Origin of the sequence: Enhygromyxa salina (assembly GCF_002994635.1) — a bacterium.
In the GTDB taxonomy this organism is placed as follows: Bacteria; Myxococcota_A; Polyangia; order Nannocystales; family Nannocystaceae; genus Plesiocystis; species Plesiocystis salina_B.
The window spans coordinates 1-16,078 of sequence record NZ_PVNL01000147.1; the positions used below are offsets into that span (position 1 = coordinate 1).

Sequence of the window (16,078 nt, forward strand, 5' to 3'; positions counted from 1 at the left end):
GTGTTGGTGCACTGCGTGGGGGGGCTTGGGCGATCTGGGATGGTGGCGGCGGCTTGGTTGCGGAGTCGGGGGGTCGGGGTGGATGCGGCGCTTGGGATCGTGCGGGCGGCTCGTGGGCCTCGGGCGGTTGAGACTGGGGTTCAGGAGGACTGCGTTCGGGCGTTCTGAGCCTCGCGCACGCAACCCCCACACCCTCGCAGCGGCGAACGCTGCGCGACCGTGGCCAAAGCTAGATCCCAAGCTGATCCCCGAGCTGATCTGAGGATCAGCTCGAAGACTCGGAGTCCGGTCTGCCCTCCGCCCTACCCGCGGCGGACGTCAACCGTCTCAATCCGAACATCCGAGATCGGCCGATCCCCCGCAGCCGTCCGAGTCGCCCCGATCGCCTCGACCACATCCAGCCCCACCACCACCTCTCCAAACACGGTGTGCTTCCCATCCAGGTGCGGCGTCGGTCCCAGGGTCACGAAGAACTGACTCCCGTTCGACCCGCGCCCACCCCGGGTCCCGGCGTTGGCCATCGACAAGATCCCCGCCTTGACGTGCCTGGCCTGCGGGTTGCACTCATCGTCAAACGTATAGCCAGGCCCACCGCGCCCGGTGCCGGTCCGGTCACCGCCCTGCAACATGAAGCCCGCGATGACCCGATGAAAGATCACGCCGTCGTAGTAGCGCCCGGTCCCCGGCGCACCGGACACCGGGTCGACCCACTCGCCCATCCCCGTGGCGAGGCCGACGAAGCTCGACACCGTGTTTGGCGCGAGGTCCTCGAGCAGCTTCACGGTGAAATTGCCCAGGGTGGTTTGGAACGTGGCCATCAGCGGGCCTTCGCCGGGGACGAGTTCCTTGACTGGGGGGAAGCTGGTGCGGTGCGACACGGCGGGAGAATCTACCACCCGAGCGGGTCTCGATCTAGGGACACGGCCCAGGTACCTTGGGCGCATGGCAGCGTCCCAGATCTTCAATTTCTCTGCTGGACCCGCGATCCTCCCGCCTGAGGTGTTCGAGCGCGCGGCCTCGTCGGTGCTCGAGCTTCGCAGCAACGCCCACGCGCGTGACGGCGAGGGCATCGGCCTGTCGCTCCTGGAAATCTCGCACCGCAGCAAAGATTTCGACGCCATCCACACGGGTGCGATCGCGCTGGTCCACGAGGTCCTGGGGATCCCCGACAGCTGCGAGGTCTTGCTGCTCCAAGGTGGCGCCTCGCTGCAGTTCGGCATGATCCCGCTCAACTTCGCCGCCGCCGGGCGCACGGCCTGCTACGTCGACACCGGCTCGTGGTCGGCCAACGCGATCAAAGAGAGCAAGGTCGTCGCCGAGACCCGCGGGCACGAGACCGCCGTGGTCGCCAGCTCGAAGAGCAGCAGCTACGACCACATCCCCGCGCTGCCAGCGAGCTTGCCCGAGCAGGCGTGCTACCTGCACGTGACCAGCAACAACACGATCTTCGGCACCGAGTGGGAGTCGCTCCCGGAGGTCGACACCCCGGTGATCGTCGACGCCAGCAGCAACATCGGCAGCCGCCCCATGGGCCTCGAGCGCGCGACCTTCGGCTACGCGGGCGCGCAAAAAAACCTGGGCCCCTCGGGCGTGACCCTGGTCTGGTATCAGCGTGAGTGGGTCGCGGCCCAGCCACCCCAGGCCGGCGTGCCGATGATCCTTCGCTACAAGACCCACGCCGACAAAGGCGGGCTCTACAACACCCCCAACACCTTTGGCGCGCTGGTGCTCAAGCTCATGCTCGAGTGGGTCCGAGACAACGGTGGGGTCGCGGGCATGGCCACGCGAAACCAGGCCAAGGCCGACGCGCTCTACACCCTGCTCGACAGCTCGTCGCTGTACACGCCGCTGGCCAAGTCCGGCTCGCGCTCGCGCATGAACGTGGTCTGGCGGCTCGGCGGCGCGCCGAGCGGCCAAGAGGACGCCCTGACCAAGCGCTTCGTCAAAGAAGCGACGGCGGCCGGGTTCTCTGGGCTGCAGGGCCACCGCAGCGCCGGTGGCTGCCGCGCCTCGATCTACAACGCGTTCCCGCTTGCTGGCGTGACCGCGCTGTGCGAGTTCATGCAAGAGTTCGAGCGCAAGGGATGAGCGAAGCACAAGACGACGACGCCAAGATCCCAGCACCAGGATGGGACGCGATCGACCGCTGGGTCGGCGCGCACTTCGGCGGACAGATCCCCCACCAGTTCACCAGCCGCACCGCCTACGAGCTCGAGACCCAAAACCCGCTGCCCGCCGTGACGGTGTGGGCCACGAGCGCTCCGGCGGGCTGGCTCTACGTGACCTACGGGCTCAGCGAGCTGTTCGACAAGACCTCGAGCGACCCGAGCGTGTCGGGCTTTGGGTTCGAGCTGAGCATGCGCCTGCCGGCCGCGGCCAGTGTCTCCAGCGGTGAACGTCCGCCCGCGTGGCCGCTCCGGCTGCTGCAGAGCATTGGTCGTCACGTGCTCTCGACCGGCGCCAGCTTCGACTCGGGTCACGCGATCGACCTGGGCGCGTCGTTGGTCGCGCCCGACAGCGATGGCCCCCAAGACTGCGCGCTGACTGGGCTGATCTGCCTGCCCGATCCGCTGCTCGGCAAGATCAATACCGCGCACGGATCGCTGCTGTTCTTGCGCTTGTTTGGCGTCGCGCCGCGCGAGCTCGAGATCCTCGACGGCCTCGAGCTCGGGGATCTCGTCGCGTGCATCGCCGAGCTGTCGCCGTTCGCGATCACCGATCCAGCGCGCGCATCATTCACCGAGGACCCCGAGTGCAGCAAAGTGCTACGGCGGTATGCTCTCGGTATCACGCTCTAGATCCAGTTGGCCTGCAGCGCCAACATGAGCACAGTACAACCCGTGGCTCGCGTCGTGGCCGCGAGTCAGCAATAGCTGCTACGCGCAATTTCGATTGCCACCACCATAGCTGCCTGATTACCTACAGTACAGGTACCTGACGCTGGCGTCGAGAGTGCGACGACGGCAACGACGTCGACGACGACGCGTGCGCGAGTGACTGCACGTCCACACTCCACTGAGCCATGGGCGTGCAGACCGACGTGCCCCCAGACCCTGACCGGCTGGACCGAGCGCTGGAGCGGCCTGTGCGGAAGATTTTCCAGGCCAACTGACCGCCGGTTCCTGACGAAGATGGCCGCGCCCACGGGTGGGGCCATCTTCGCGATCGCTGTGTGAAATCGCCACGGATAACGCATACCCGGCGCTGGGGCGGGGTACCCACGCCCCAAAATTTTGCATACTCGGCCCATGACACGATCCGTCGTCCCGGCTTTGCTTTTCTCTTCTCTCGTCTGCGCCGTCGGCTGCTCCGATGGCTCCGACTCCGACTCCACCACCTTCGTCACGCTCACGACGGCGGCGGGCGATGGCGATGGCGACATGAGTGACACCACCGGCGACGGCGACGGAGATCCGGGCGACGGGGACGGGGATCCAGATCCCAGCGGCGACGGCGACGGCGACTCGGCGTTCTGCGGCGACGGCCTGGTCGAGGGCGACGAGGAGTGCGACGACGGCAACCCCACCAACACCGACGACTGCACCAACGCCTGCAACAACGCCGTGTGTGGCGACGGCATCGTGCAAGAGGGCGTCGAGATGTGCGACGACGGCAACGACGTCGACGACGACGGCTGCACCAGCATGTGCATGTCCGGCACCTGTGGCGACGGCATGCTGCAGGGCGACGAGGTCTGCGACGACGGCAACAACGACAACACCGACGACTGCGCCGCGTGCGAGGCGGCGACGTGTGGCGATGGCTACATCTGGGCCGGCAACGAAGAGTGCGACGACGCCAACATGGTCGACACCGACGACTGCATCGAGTGCTCCGCGGCGATCTGCGGCGACGGCTTCGTCCACGCCCTGCTCGAGGAGTGCGATGACGCCAACGGGGTCGACACCGACGACTGCATCACCTGTTCCGCCGCGGTCTGCGGCGACGGCTTCGTCCAGGACGGCGTCGAAGACTGCGACGACGGCAACAACAACAACAACGACTCGTGCGCGAACGACTGCACCAGCAACCTCTACTGGGCGATGGGCGTGCAGACCAACGTCGCGCCGGGGACCCTCCAGGGCTGGACCGAGTGCTGGTCCGGCCTGTACGGGAATGTATCTCCCAGCCTGACCAACACCATCCTTGCCCAGAACTGTACCGGCTCCAAGCTGCTCCAGGCCTGCCGCCAAGTCGGCTCACAGAACTACACCGTGCTCGCAATGGCAGATCGCGCGGACGTGTTGTTCAACACCGGCAACGGGGCCAACACCACCCACCAGGCCAACGGGGTGGCCTGGTACTACAGCAACAGCTGGTCAATGGGCTTCGCGCAGGGCGGCAACGCCGTCAACCGCAACTCCTGCGACGTCGAGAACTCCAACCCGCAGTTCCGCATGTGCTGGCACACCGGCAATGACACGATCACCAGCGGCTATCGGTGCGGCAGCACCACCTTGAACGGCAACAACGGCTGGGAGCGGAAAATTTTCCACGCCGACTGAGCGTCTGCGTTCACGACTCGGCCGCACCCGCGATGGGTGCGGCCCGGGTCAGAAGCCTGATCCAAGCTGAAACATGGCATCAGGTCGGTGCGCTAGCTCGTGCGCGAGCAGCCAACGCTTGCGCTCGAGTCCGCCCGCGTAGCCCGTCAGCGCGCCGTCGTTGCCAATCACGCGATGGCAGGGCACGACCAACGACAGCGGATTGCGGGCGTTCGCGGCCCCGACCGCACGCACCGCGCGAGGTCGACCGATCGCCGCCGCGAGCTGGCCGTAGCTGCGCGTGCCCGCGAACTCGATCTCGGTGAGGGCCGCCCAGACCAACCGCTGAAACTCGGTCCCGCGCGGCTCCAGCGGGATCGTGAACGAGCGCCTCGTCCCGGCGAAGTACTCGTTCAGCTCGGCGATCGCGAGATCCAAGATCGCGTGGGCGCCGGCTTCGGGGTAGCTGGGTGGTGACGCGGCGCGGTGATCCGGGAAGTACACGCCCACGAGCGCGCGCGGTGAGGCGACGAGTCGCAGCTGGGCGATCGGCGTGGTGATCAGACGTTGTTGAAGTTCACTCATGCTCGCTCCGCTTCGTGTTTCCACAGTTGCATGACCGCGTAGGCTCGCCACGGTCGCCAGGTCTGCGCCGCCTGCTCGCACGCGCGGCTGGTGGTCACGCCGAGCGCTCGACGCAACACCAGGTCGCCCGCTGGCAGCGCGTCGGGCCATCGCAGCGCTCGCATTGCGATGTACTGCGTGGTCCAGGGCCCGATCCCGGGCAGCGCCAGCAGCTGCGCCTGCGCTCGCTCGGGGTCGCCGTCGAGCGCGAGCTGTCCGTGTACGAGGGCCCGGGCGAGCGCCGAGAGCGTGGCCGCCCGCGCACCCGTCAGACCGATCTCGCGGAGCTGCCCGAGCTCGACCTGCGCGAGCGTGGCCGCGTCCGGGAACACGCGATCGAGCCCCGCGGGCGCACCCTCGAGCGGCGTGCCAAATCGTTGCGCGAGCCGCCCCGCCAGCGTGGTCGCAGCCGCGACGCTGACCTGCTGACCGAGCACGGCCCGGACCGCGATCTCGAACCGATCGAACGCGCCGGGGACCCGCAGACCCGGGTGCCGGGCGAGCAGCTGCGCGAGCTTGCGATCGCGGCCGAGCACCTCGTGAATCACCTGTGGCTGGGCGTCGAGATCAAACAGCGCGCGCAGGGCCGCGACGATCTGCAGCGGTCGCTTGGCCAGCGACAGCGACAGCGTCGCGTGCAGCCGCGGGCGGTCTGGCTGGGGATCGTGGCGCAGCTGCAGCCAGCCCGCGGTCGCGGGGTCACCCGGGATCGCGGCCACGGTCCGCCGATAGCACCCGTCCTCGACCTGCTCGACCCCCGGGATCGCGCGCCCGGCCAAGAATTCCAGCAGCGCGCGCCAGTCGAGCGGCGGTCGATAGTCGAGCCGCAGCGTCAGGCTGCCTTCAGCTCCCAAGCCCACCCGAGCAGCCGAGGACCCAGGACGCCTCCGACGCAGCGCCGACGGCGGCACCCCAAACCGCTCGCGCACGCACGCGTTGAACCGGCGCACGCTCGAGAACCCGGCCGCGAACGCGATCTCGGCGCACGACAGCTCGCTGTCATGCAGCAGCCGCTTGGCCACCGCCAGCCGACGCGTGCGCGCCAGCTCGATCGGCGAGACCCCCAGCTCGGCTTCGATCGCGCGCCGCAAGTGCCGGGCCGAGACCCCGAGCGCCAGCGCCAGGTCGTCCACGCTGTGCTCGTCGAGATAGCCAGCCTCGATGCGCCCGCTCGCGTCCCGCACCAGCCGCGACAGCGCGTCGACGCGAGCCCGGCCCGGCGCCAGCTCCGGTCGACAGCGCAGGCACGCCCGAAACCCGGCGCGCTCGGCCGCCGCCGCGTGATCGAAGAATGTACAGCGCCGCTCGGCGGGCGTGCGCGCCGGACAGATCGGTCGACAGTAGATGCCAGTGGACTCGACGCCGACGAAGAACAACCCGTCAAACCGGGCGTCCCGGGCCTTCAAGGCACGATAGCAGTGGCTGCCGTCGAGCTTCACGAGGTCGGTGTAGCGCGTTCGGCCAGCGCCGTCTGGCCGTTTTCGGACCTGACCATGAAACAGACCTGCGACGCAACCTGCCGACTCACGGCGGGGTCCCGAGCGGCGTTCGGGTGCACTCTTGCTGCCCCCAGTCGAGCAGCGGCCCGTGGTCGATCACGTCGAAGTCGATCGGACGCAGCGCCACGAGGTCCTGCGGCGCCAACAGCCCGTCCCACTTGTTGGTGGAGTAGCGATCGCTCTGCCCGGTCAGCGCGATCTGGCCGCCGTCGGCCAGGAACATCCCGTACTTTTGCAGCGCCCGCGCGACCACCCGCGCGGCCTCGTTGGGCAGGTTGTCGAGCGGATAGTCAGCCCGCAGCCGCAGGTGCACCCCATAGGGCGGCGCCTGAGCCGGACCGGAGGTCGCGTTGGTGCTGTGGGTCGCGGGCGGCGAGTAGATGAGATCGCGAATGTTGGCGTTGGGCAGGATGAAGCGGATCGCATGATCGATCGATCCGCTCGCAACTTCGTCGGCGGTGAACAGCAGCGGCGCGATCGGAAACCCAGCCGCGTCGGCGCTGGTGCAGCCCTGTCCGCGACCCTCGTCGTCGTAGATCTTCGTCATGTCCCAGACCGCCAGGCAGCCGCCGTAGAACGTGCCGTCGACGATGTTGGCGCGCCACATCTCGTAGAGCAGGTCCTCGTCGCGCGCGGCCACGATCAGGTGACAGTCGCCGTCGCTCGTGCACTCGTAGCCGGACTCCCCCTCGATCGCGCCAACGGCCGGCACCGGTACGTCGACCCAGTCGCAGTCCGGCGTGTAGAAGGCCCCCGTCGCCTCGAAGCTCATGCGCGGCGTGTTGGCGTCGGCCTCGAGCACCTCGATCGAGAAGTCGATCTGGAAGGTGTCGTTGTTGCCCCACCCGGCTTGCTCGAGCCAGGCGGTCACCGTGTCGGAGTCGGCGGTGGTCGCCGCGTTCGTGACGTCCTCGCACCACACGGCGCCGGCCGGAAAGTAGCCTGCGCAGTCGCCGGGGTCGCCGTCTCCGTCCCCGTCCCCGCTGGGATCGCCGTCTCCGTCCCCGGCTGGATCTCCGTCGCCGTCCCCGCTTGGATCGCCGTCGCCGTCCCCGCTCGGGTCGCCGTCGCCGTCCCCGCTTGGATCTGTGTCGCCGGTCGTGTCGACGTCGCCTCCGTCGTCGCCCGTGCCACCCTTGCAGCTGAGGCTCATGGCCAGGGTTAGAGCGGTCATCGAGGTCAGTAAGGGCAAGCGCACCTGCATGGCCGCGACGATAGCGTGAAACGACGACACCAGCGAGATCTTCGTCTGCTTGGCTACGGGGTCAGTCGTCGGGTTGATCAGGAGTCGAGTCCCGCCCCGCGCTCGAGTACTGGCGAATGATCTCCGTCAGTACGGCGACGCCAGTGCTCGGGTTCCGCCGAGGTTCGTTGTCGGCGTCGCACGCCCGCTGAAGCCTGGACGCACGTAGCACAGCGTCGCCGTAGCCCGACTCGTAGGTCGAGAACTCGACCTTCTTGTCGTAGCCCGCCACCAAGCTGGGTTAGAGACGGCGACGGCGATGTCGATGTCGTTCGCCTGGGCCATGTCGACGGCTTCACATAAATTCGGGTGCTCATCCACATCGAACACGCACCAGACCTGATCGTAGGCTAGAAAATCATCGCGTTGGCGTTTCGCGTCCGCGCGTGCCCTCGCGCTTGGCTCTTTCGCCAACTTGACCAATGTCAGCGGCACGCCGCACTCGGACGATATCACGACATCCACGAGATGATTGCGACACCACCTCTGCAATCCACGAATATAGTCAGGCTCGGTCCGCTTCCCCTCGCACAGCACCGAGAACCCCGGCGCAGACGGCGCCTCGACAGTCGGGGTCAGCGCCGGCCAGTTTTTTGGAAACTCCCCCCGCCCGTGCTTGGCTCGCCACCGTGTCGGAGACCGTCAACGTGGCAGCCGAGCCCGAACAGGGCCCCGTGACCGAGCCTCGGCGACGAAGGTCGGGCGCGGATCAAGCCATGGATCCGTGGCTGTTCTTCGCAGCCCTCGCGCTCGGCTGCGTCGGCCTGGTCATGGTCTACAGCTCCAGCGCGTGGCTGGGCAGCCGCACCTCCGGCTCGTGGGAGTACTTCCTGCGCCGCCAGGCGATCTTCTTTGCGCTGGGGGTCGGCGTGATGCTGACGGTCAGCCGGGTCGACTACCGCCTGCTCCGCCGCTTTGCCCCCCAGCTGATGGCGTTCGCCGCCGGGATGTTGGTCCTGGTGTTGTTCATCTCCGAGGACATCAACGGCGCGCGCCGCTGGATCGACCTGGGTCCGGTTCACATGCAACCCTCGGAGATCGCCAAGATCGCGCTTGCGGTGTTCTTGGCCGCGACCCTGGCCCGCCGCGGTGAGCAGATCCGCAGCTTCAAGACCGGGTTCTTGCCGCCGATGATCGCGGCCTGCGGGACCATGGCGCTGGTGCTGATGGAGAAAGATCTGGGCACCACGGTGCTGCTCGGCAGCGTCAGCCTGATCTTGCTGTACGTGGCCGGGACCCGGGCGAGCTGGGTGCTGGCGGCGATCATGGTCGCGGCGCCGCTGGCCTGGTCGCAGATCGTCAACGTTGGCTACCGCCGCGAGCGGGTCGAGAGCTTCTTGTCGGGTGACGACTACCAGGTCGAGCAAGGGCTGATAGCGATTGGCTCGGGCGGCCCGTTTGGCCTGGGGCTCGGCAACGGACGCCAGAAGCTGGGCTTTTTGCCCGAGAACCACACCGACTTCATCCTCGCAACGATCGGCGAGGAGCTGGGGCTGATCGGGATCTTTGCGGTGATCGGCCTGTTCGCGCTGCTGGTCTGGCGTGGCCTGGTGATCGCGCGGCAGGCCCACGATCGATTCGGCACCTACCTCGCGATTGGTCTGTCTGCGCTGTTTGGGCTGCAGGCGCTGATCAACATGGCGGTCGTGCTGGCGGTCATGCCGGCCAAGGGGATCACGCTGCCGTTCGTGAGCTACGGCGGCTCGAGCCTGTTGGTGTCGATGGCGTCGATCGGGGTGTTGCTGTCGATCTCCCGCCGGCCCGAGCCGTGGGCGCTCAGTGACATGCGTGGGCGTCGGCGCGAGCGCACCAGCAAGCCCGCGAAGCTGCGCAAGCGCGTGAGCACGCCCAAGGTCGACCCCCGCGGGGCCCGGGCCAACGTCCGCAAACAGCCGGTTTGAGGGGCTCGTCGAGCAGGCGAAGCGGACTCAGCGAGGGCGCCGCCGCTCCTGCCTGAGTCACTTGGCACTCGCGCCCTCGTTGCAACTCGACAAAGACCGGTCAGGCTCGACGGCCGACAGTTGATGTCGCCGAGCCCGCCATGAGTCAGGCAGATCAATCGACGATGGTCGTTGCGATGAGTCGCTTCGTGGTCGCAAACGGAATGGGTGAACAGGTCCGCGCCGCGTTCCTCGATCGTCCACACTTCGTTGACCAGGCCCGCGGCTTTGTGCGCATGGAGGTGTTGATCCCCCACGATCAGCCAGCGGAGTTCTGGCTGATGACATGGTGGACCGACGAGGACAGCTTCCGCACGTGGCACCGCGGCCACACCTTCAGGGACTCGCACGCCGGGATCCCCAGGGGCCTCAAGCTCGATCCCAAGCAGACGTCACTTCGGATGTTCAACCAGCTGTGCCGCTGAGATGACCATGACCACCGAACGACAACAGCGGACCCGAGTGTCGCGTGAGCTGCACGCGCGCGCCGCCGAACTCGCGTCAGCGACGGTGGCGCTCCACTACGAGCGCGTACCCCAGCTCGTGGCCCGCTACGGTGCCCCGGGCCGCGTACGCTGTCTGGAGGACGCGCACTACCACCTGTCCTATCTCGAGCAAGCGTTGGCGGCTGACAGCCCCGTGCTGTTCACGAGCTACGTCCAGTGGGCGCGCAGCATGCTCGAGAGCCGTGGGGTACCGGTGGCCGACCTGGACATGAACCTTCGCTGTCTCCTCGAGATCCTCGGGCGCGAGACCTCGACGCAGGCGGCAGCGGCGATGGTCGATGACGCCCTGCTCGCGCTCTCGGGTCCAACCGGCGACATCCCGACCCTACTCCGCGACAGTGAGCCCCATGGCCAGCTTGCGCGCGAGTATCTGCGTCTGTTGTTGGACTGGGAACGGCGCGGTGCGTCGCAGCTGATCCTCGACGCCGTCGCGGCCGGGGCCTCGATTCGAGACATGTACATGCACGTGTTCCAGCCGGCCCAGCACGAGCTCGGGCGGCTGTGGCAGCTCAACGAGATCAGCATCGCGCAAGAGCACTACTGCACCGCGGCGGCCCAGCTGATCATGTCGCAGCTGTACCCGCAGCTGTTCGCCGAGCCCAGGTCCGGGCGCACCATGATCGTGAGCTGTGTATCTGGCGAGCTCCACGAGCTCGGCGCACGCATGGTCGCCGATCTGTTCGAGCTCGATGGTTGGGACACTGTCTACTTTGGCGCGAACACCCCAGCCCCGGCGTTGCTCGCCGCGATCAACGAGCATCAGCCGAAGCTGCTGGCAATCTCGGCCACCCTGACCGTTCACCTGGGCCGCGTCCGCGAGCTGATTGATGCGGTGCGGACCGATGCCGACGCCGCACACACCACGATCATGGTCGGTGGATACTGCTTCAACCGCGACCCCGAGCTCCACCGTCGGCTGGGCGCAGATGCCCACAGCGTCGATGCGAACACAGCCGTGGCAATCGCCAACACCTTGTTTGAGGCGCCGTGAGCCCGATCGGCGCCATATTGGTGTGTGACCTGGCAGGGATCGTGCGTGACGTCGTGCGCGACGCCCCGTTCCTGGATCTGAGCCACGCGCGAGATCAGCCATTCATCACGTTGCTCAGCCCGGAGTCCACGCTCAAGGCCTGCGCCATGTTGGACGAGCTTCGGACCACGGGTGCGGCCGTAGACTGGGACCTGACCGCAGAGATCGCCGATGAGCTCACCGCGATCCGGGTCACGGGTGTGACCCGCGATGGGCGATCGATGTTAATTGTGACCGCCCCAGACGACGATGGCGGTGACCTCGTGACCGAGCTGATGGAGATGAACAACGAACACACGAACGCGCTGCGAGCGGTGCTGAGTCAGGGCGCAGGGCGCAGGCGTGACGCCGTCTCACTCGAGCAACTGACGCAGCTCAACAATGAGATGGCCACGGTTCAGCGCGAGCTCGCCAAGAAGAACGCCGAGCTCGCGAGGATCAACGCCCAAAAGGATGGAATCCTGGCGTTCGTCGCCCACGACCTCCGCAACCCGCTCGGGACTGTGCTCAGCTTCATCAAGCTGATCCACCGCGACCCGAATCCGCTGTCTAGCCGGCAGATCAGGTTCCTCGAGTCGATCTCCAGCATGACCAAATTCATGGCCGAGATGGTCACGGACCTCCTCGACATCTCGGCGATCGAGGCCGGCAGGCTGAACCTCGTTTGTAAGCCGCTCGAGCTCGGCGAGCTCGTCGCGCGCGCCGTCATCAGCAATGCGACGGTCGCCAAAGACAAAGACATCTCGTTCGAGCTCACGCGCGCCGATCAGCCGATCTGGATCGACGGTGACGCATGCAAGCTCGAGCAGGTGATGAACAACCTCTTGTCCAACGCGATCAAGTACTCGCACCCGGGGACCGAGGTCGGCGTCGGCGTCGAGCTCGACTCGGACCATGTCATCGTCGAGGTTCGTGATCGTGGCCAGGGTATTCCGCCCGCCGAGCTCGACTATGTGTTCGAGGCGTTTCGCACCACCAGCGTCAAGGCCACGGCCGGTGAGAAGAGCACGGGGCTCGGGCTTGCGATCGTCAAGCGCATTGTCGAAGGGCACGGGGGGCAGATCTGGGTCGAGAGCGAGGTTGGCGTCGGGTCCTCGTTTCGCGCGCGGTTCCCCACCTGCGAGGCGCCGGGCTGAGTTGCTTGGATGAGTTACGCGTAGGGGCACCCCAGGCGCATCTCACGCAGCCAAAGGGACTCTCCATATTCTGCGCGGCCAGAACCTGGCCGGTCGAGTTCGGAATCGCGCTCGCCCCCTGCGCAGACTTGCAGCATAGGGGAGGTCGACCAAGCCTGGCAACATCCCGGGAAATGGCGACAGTGTCGAAGACCGGCTTTCCTGACCTCCCCATCGATCCTCTCCGCGGCGAGGCCATCGACAACCGAGACCTGCTCGGCCTCGATCAGCACGCGGCGGCGCTGGCTGGATTCATCGAAATGTGCAGTATGCCCATGACGATCGGCATTCAAGGGGACTGGGGCTCCGGCAAGACATCGCTCATGAACCTCGTGCGCGCCAAGCTCGGGAACGGCAAGGCGCTCAATGTCTGGTTCAACACCTGGCAATATGCGCAGTTTGGCAACGAGGAGCAGCTGGCCAGCTCGATGCTGGTCAACTTGATGCAAAAGATCAAGCTCCAGGGCAAGGCGTCGAAGAAGGTCTGGCACAACGCCAGCCGCTTCATTCGCGCCGTCGTCCAAGCCTCCGAGCTGCGCAAAGGCGGATTCACCTTGCAGGGCCAGAGCCTGGTCGACGCGCTCGAAGGCCGTGGCGAGGTCGACGACGCCGGACTGTTCGAACAGATGAAGGCGGACTTCGCCGAGGTCATCAGCGACATTCTCCTGCAAGGTCGCGAGAAAGGAAGCGTAGAACGAGTCGTCATCTACATTGATGACCTCGATCGCCTCGCGCCGAGCAAGGCCGTCGAGTTACTCGAGGCCGTCAAAAATCTCATTGATGTCGAGGGCTGCGTGTTCGTGCTCGCCATTGACTATGATGTGGTGATCCGCGGCCTTCGTCAGCGCAAAGGCTACGACACCGGTGAGTTCCGGGAGAGTGAGGGCAAAAATTTTTTCGACAAGATCATCCAGGTCCCGTACCGGATGCCGGTCGAGCGCTACACCACGCACGTGTTTCTGCAGAGCCACTTTGAGCGGGTCTACGGAGAGCTGTCGCCAGCGGCCAGCGCGTTCTTCGAGAAGTCCGCGACCGAGCTGATCCAGCTGTCGGTTGGCAACAACCCACGAAGTCTCAAGCGCGCCCTCAACATTCACTCGCTATTCTCGCACCTCATGCGAATTGGGCGAGATGACGTCGCCGACGCCGAGCGCCTCGTCACCCTGGTGTTCGCGTGCATGCAGGTCTCGCTACCGCAGATGTACTCATTGCTCGCCAAGCAGGATGTTCCGTTTCGTGTCCTCGTGACACTGGGCGATCCTGGGATCTACGGGCTGCTCGGACAGAGCGACGAGTCCGACGCGTTCGAGCATGTCGCCACACGGCTCGGTGATCGCCTGCGACGATTGCAGCGACACGTGGACGATGACGACGATGATGAATATGGAACCGGCGAGATCCAGGCGCTCGCCACAGATCTTCGCCGGTTCACCGCGGCCACTGATACGGGCATGCACAAGCGCATGCAGAGGCTCGCCCTCGTCGCGCTGCAAGCCGTCGACCTCAACGGCGATGGCGTCTACTCACCCCAGGAGTTCGAGATCCTCAGGACCGCGCTGAGCGTGACGTCATCGACCTCCGTCGAGGCCGAGAGCAGCAAAGACGTCGAGGCTTCGCCGGCTCGGGGGCGGCGAAACGTCGGTTTCAAGGAGCTCGCCGAGACCATGAGCAGCTTTGCAGAGCGGCCCGATTTGGTGTTTTGGGACCCCGTCGCCGAGGAGTTTGATCAAGACATTCGGCGCACGCCCGACTACGACAATGAAATCTCCCGACTTCGCGTGATCGTCGACGGAGTCTCGGTTCCACTCAAGGAGGAGACCCTTCGTGTCCTGCAGATGCTCGAGGAGCGAGGGTTTCGTGAGCTGACGACACGAGAGCACTCGCAGCGCATCAACCCGTCCAGCTACTGGGTTGTCGATGGCGACGACGAAGAGCGGACCGTTGCGATGCTCCGCGACGAATGGAAGAGCTCGACCAACGGTCCAGACACACGCTCCGACTCTGGACGGGCTCGCTACGATGCTCGGGTGCTCCAGTATTTGCGCAGCCGCGGGGGCGAGTTTGTCCCGGCGCGCGAGGTCCAAGAGCACGTTGGCGGCAACAAGCCGCAGGTACGTCGGGCGCTCAATCGCTTGATTGAGAGCGGCGAGGCGACCTACACGGGGCGAGCCCGTGGAACTCGCTACGCATGCACGTGAGCGCCCGCTTGGGGCAGTAGGCCCACGTGACGACATTGGGGGTCGTGTGTCCCTGACTGAGCTCGAACCTCGGCGTCTCAACGCCGCCGAGATCGACGCTCCCAACCCGCAAAGCCGAGCAGCGCGAACACGGCGAACACCGACTCGGGCGCGCCCCCGTCCCCGCCGCTCGAGCAGCTGCAGCCCACTTGTTCGCAGTTGGGGTCCTCGCGCCGACGTCGATCGTCCGGCAGCGCCGTCCACTCGAGCTCGACGCTGCTGACCACCTCGCCGATCCGTGCCTCGATGGTCGCGCTGTCGCTGCGCGCGACCTTGGGCGAGTCGCTGCAGATGTCCTCGAGCGCGAGCCGCTCGCCGAAAGCCGTCAGCGCCAGGTTGCCCTGCGTCAGCGTCCACTCTACCGGTGGCCCGACCACCCGATGCCCTGCTGCATCGCGCGCGACCGCGACGACGTGCCGCGGCGTCCCCCACTCGCGCGGACCGGCGTCCTCGCGGGCATACGTGGCCACCAGCTCGAGTTCGGTGATCTGCTCGACACCGACGGCCCGCACCCGCGGCATCTGCATTTCGTGCCCGGCAATCTCGAGCGTTGGCTCGACGTCCAAGCCTGACGGGACGACCGGTGTCTCCGCGTCTGGATCCGCCATCGCTACCGCAGCGAATTCGGGATCCGCGATCACCTGCGCGACCGAGTAGCGCACCTCGACGCGCTCGCCGAGCGCCGGCTGCAGCAACACCGGAGCGGCGGTGAAGGGCTGACCGCTCGTGACCAACAGCTCGTCGAGCGGGGCGTCGAAGTGATCTGGAAATGCGCCCTCCGGCCCGGGTTCGACCCAATCGACCGCGATCCTCGCGCCAGCTTCGGGGACCCAGCGGGCGGTGACGTCCTGCGCGTCAACGCCAATGATCGCATAGCGATCGGGCCCAAGCTCGGCGAGGACGTCGGTGTTGGCCGGGCACGCGATCGAGGGCTGAGCAGCTCGACGGCGCCCTCTCCGGCCGCGGTCACGCGAAAGTAGGACGGCTCGTATTCGTCGAGGACGCCGCTGCCGGCCCGACCCACGCACTCGATGCCCCCTTGATCGCCATCAATCTCGCCCTCGACCGCAAGATCTGCGATCTCCACATAGAACTCGGTACCGACCAGAACCCGGCGGCTCTCGTGGCCCAGGAGGTCGTACAGACTGGGCTGGACCCAATACTGGCCATTGTCGCTCAACTCCCGGCCGTCGCAGTTTGTGCCACATCCGCTGAGCAACACGACCAGGACCAGGGGCGCCCGATGGCTGATGGAGTTCATCATGATCCGCAGAGTAGTGTGAACGCCGGAGGGCGCCATGTGGCGATCTGAAACTCGTGATGTGTGCCTCAGGTCAGCT

14 protein-coding genes and 1 pseudogene are annotated in these 16,078 nt (G+C 66.5%); 8 read left to right on the forward strand and 7 right to left on the reverse strand.

Annotated features, from left to right (window positions below):
- Positions 1 to 302: 302 nt before the first annotated feature.
- Positions 303 to 818, reverse strand: coding sequence for a peptidylprolyl isomerase (locus tag ENSA7_RS39815; protein ID WP_106094886.1), 516 nt, complete (start codon positions 816 to 818; stop codon positions 303 to 305).
- A 124-nt stretch (positions 819 to 942) separates the two neighbouring features.
- Between ENSA7_RS39815 and serC the strand changes: the two genes are divergently transcribed.
- The 3 genes from serC (at position 943) to ENSA7_RS39830 (ending at position 4,505) form a co-directional block, all read left to right on the forward strand.
- On the forward strand, positions 943 to 2,088 hold the full coding sequence (serC, locus tag ENSA7_RS39820; protein ID WP_106094675.1) for a 3-phosphoserine/phosphohydroxythreonine transaminase: 1,146 nt from the start codon (positions 943 to 945) through the stop codon (positions 2,086 to 2,088).
- Positions 2,085 to 2,798, forward strand: coding sequence for a suppressor of fused domain protein (locus tag ENSA7_RS39825; RefSeq protein WP_106094676.1), 714 nt, complete (start codon positions 2,085 to 2,087; stop codon positions 2,796 to 2,798). Before serC ends, ENSA7_RS39825 begins: the two co-directional genes overlap by 4 nt.
- A gap of 450 nt (positions 2,799 to 3,248) precedes the next feature.
- Positions 3,249 to 4,505, forward strand: a complete 1,257-nt coding sequence (locus ENSA7_RS39830; RefSeq protein WP_244924063.1) for a DUF4215 domain-containing protein — start codon at positions 3,249 to 3,251, stop codon at positions 4,503 to 4,505.
- Positions 4,506 to 4,553: 48 nt separating this feature from the next.
- Here ENSA7_RS39830 and ENSA7_RS39835 read toward each other — a convergent pair whose 3' ends face one another.
- From ENSA7_RS39835 to ENSA7_RS46250, 5 genes and pseudogenes are all read right to left on the reverse strand, one after another.
- Positions 4,554 to 5,069 (reverse strand): methylated-DNA--[protein]-cysteine S-methyltransferase, encoded by a 516-nt coding sequence (locus ENSA7_RS39835; RefSeq protein ID WP_106094677.1) that lies wholly within the window; start codon positions 5,067 to 5,069, stop codon positions 4,554 to 4,556.
- A complete protein-coding gene (locus ENSA7_RS39840) occupies positions 5,066 to 6,547 on the reverse strand; it encodes an AlkA N-terminal domain-containing protein (protein ID WP_106094678.1) in 1,482 nt (493 codons plus the stop codon). Before ENSA7_RS39840 ends, ENSA7_RS39835 begins: the two co-directional genes overlap by 4 nt.
- Positions 6,548 to 6,632: 85 nt before the next feature.
- Positions 6,633 to 7,781, reverse strand: a complete 1,149-nt coding sequence (locus ENSA7_RS44775; protein WP_181234583.1) for a hypothetical protein — start codon at positions 7,779 to 7,781, stop codon at positions 6,633 to 6,635.
- Between the two features lie 91 nt (positions 7,782 to 7,872).
- Positions 7,873 to 8,082 (reverse strand): hypothetical protein, encoded by a 210-nt coding sequence (locus ENSA7_RS45645; protein ID WP_244924064.1) that lies wholly within the window; start codon positions 8,080 to 8,082, stop codon positions 7,873 to 7,875.
- A gap of 14 nt (positions 8,083 to 8,096) precedes the next feature.
- Positions 8,097 to 8,387: pseudogene (locus tag ENSA7_RS46250) on the reverse strand (RloB family protein); the annotation flags it as partial.
- A 92-nt stretch (positions 8,388 to 8,479) separates the two neighbouring features.
- Here ENSA7_RS46250 and ftsW point away from each other — a divergent pair.
- From ftsW to ENSA7_RS39880, 5 genes are all read left to right on the forward strand, one after another.
- Positions 8,480 to 9,751 carry a putative lipid II flippase FtsW gene (ftsW, locus tag ENSA7_RS39860; protein ID WP_181234585.1) on the forward strand — a complete coding sequence of 424 codons (1,272 nt, stop codon included), beginning with the start codon at positions 8,480 to 8,482 and terminating at the stop codon, positions 9,749 to 9,751.
- A gap of 176 nt (positions 9,752 to 9,927) precedes the next feature.
- Entirely contained in the window at positions 9,928 to 10,215 is a 288-nt protein-coding gene (locus ENSA7_RS39865; protein WP_219908147.1) for an antibiotic biosynthesis monooxygenase family protein, read from the forward strand.
- A 7-nt stretch (positions 10,216 to 10,222) separates the two neighbouring features.
- Entirely contained in the window at positions 10,223 to 11,287 is a 1,065-nt protein-coding gene (locus ENSA7_RS39870; protein ID WP_181234586.1) for a cobalamin B12-binding domain-containing protein, read from the forward strand.
- The gene (locus ENSA7_RS39875; RefSeq protein ID WP_106094683.1) at positions 11,284 to 12,462 is read left to right on the forward strand and encodes a sensor histidine kinase; all 1,179 of its coding nucleotides are present in this window, start codon (positions 11,284 to 11,286) and stop codon (positions 12,460 to 12,462) included. Before ENSA7_RS39870 ends, ENSA7_RS39875 begins: the two co-directional genes overlap by 4 nt.
- Positions 12,463 to 12,635: 173 nt before the next feature.
- A complete protein-coding gene (locus tag ENSA7_RS39880; protein WP_106094684.1) occupies positions 12,636 to 14,699 on the forward strand; it encodes a KAP family P-loop NTPase fold protein in 2,064 nt (687 codons plus the stop codon).
- Positions 14,700 to 14,776: 77 nt separating this feature from the next.
- On the opposite strand, the gene ENSA7_RS39885 is transcribed toward ENSA7_RS39880, so the two are convergent.
- Positions 14,777 to 15,766, reverse strand: a complete 990-nt coding sequence (locus ENSA7_RS39885; protein ID WP_146158697.1) for an MYXO-CTERM sorting domain-containing protein — start codon at positions 15,764 to 15,766, stop codon at positions 14,777 to 14,779.
- Between the last annotated feature and the right edge of the window lie 312 nt (positions 15,767 to 16,078).

Excerpts from the sequence above, each read along its gene's own strand:
- ENSA7_RS39830 (WP_244924063.1), top strand. The coding sequence starts at position 3,249 with ATGACACGATCCGTCGTCCCGGCTTTGCTTTTCTCTTCTCTCGTCTGC.
- ENSA7_RS39865 (WP_219908147.1), top strand. The coding sequence starts at position 9,928 with ATGAGTCGCTTCGTGGTCGCAAACGGAATGGGTGAACAGGTCCGCGCC.
- ENSA7_RS39835 (WP_106094677.1), bottom strand. The coding sequence starts at position 5,069 with ATGAGTGAACTTCAACAACGTCTGATCACCACGCCGATCGCCCAGCTG.
- ENSA7_RS39870 (WP_181234586.1), top strand. The coding sequence starts at position 10,223 with ATGACCACCGAACGACAACAGCGGACCCGAGTGTCGCGTGAGCTGCAC.
- ENSA7_RS39825 (WP_106094676.1), top strand. The coding sequence starts at position 2,085 with ATGAGCGAAGCACAAGACGACGACGCCAAGATCCCAGCACCAGGATGG.
- serC (WP_106094675.1), top strand. The coding sequence starts at position 943 with ATGGCAGCGTCCCAGATCTTCAATTTCTCTGCTGGACCCGCGATCCTC.
- ENSA7_RS44775 (WP_181234583.1), bottom strand. The coding sequence starts at position 7,781 with ATGACCGCTCTAACCCTGGCCATGAGCCTCAGCTGCAAGGGTGGCACG.
- ENSA7_RS39815 (WP_106094886.1), bottom strand. The coding sequence starts at position 818 with ATGGCCACGTTCCAAACCACCCTGGGCAATTTCACCGTGAAGCTGCTC.
- ENSA7_RS39880 (WP_106094684.1), top strand. The coding sequence starts at position 12,636 with ATGGCGACAGTGTCGAAGACCGGCTTTCCTGACCTCCCCATCGATCCT.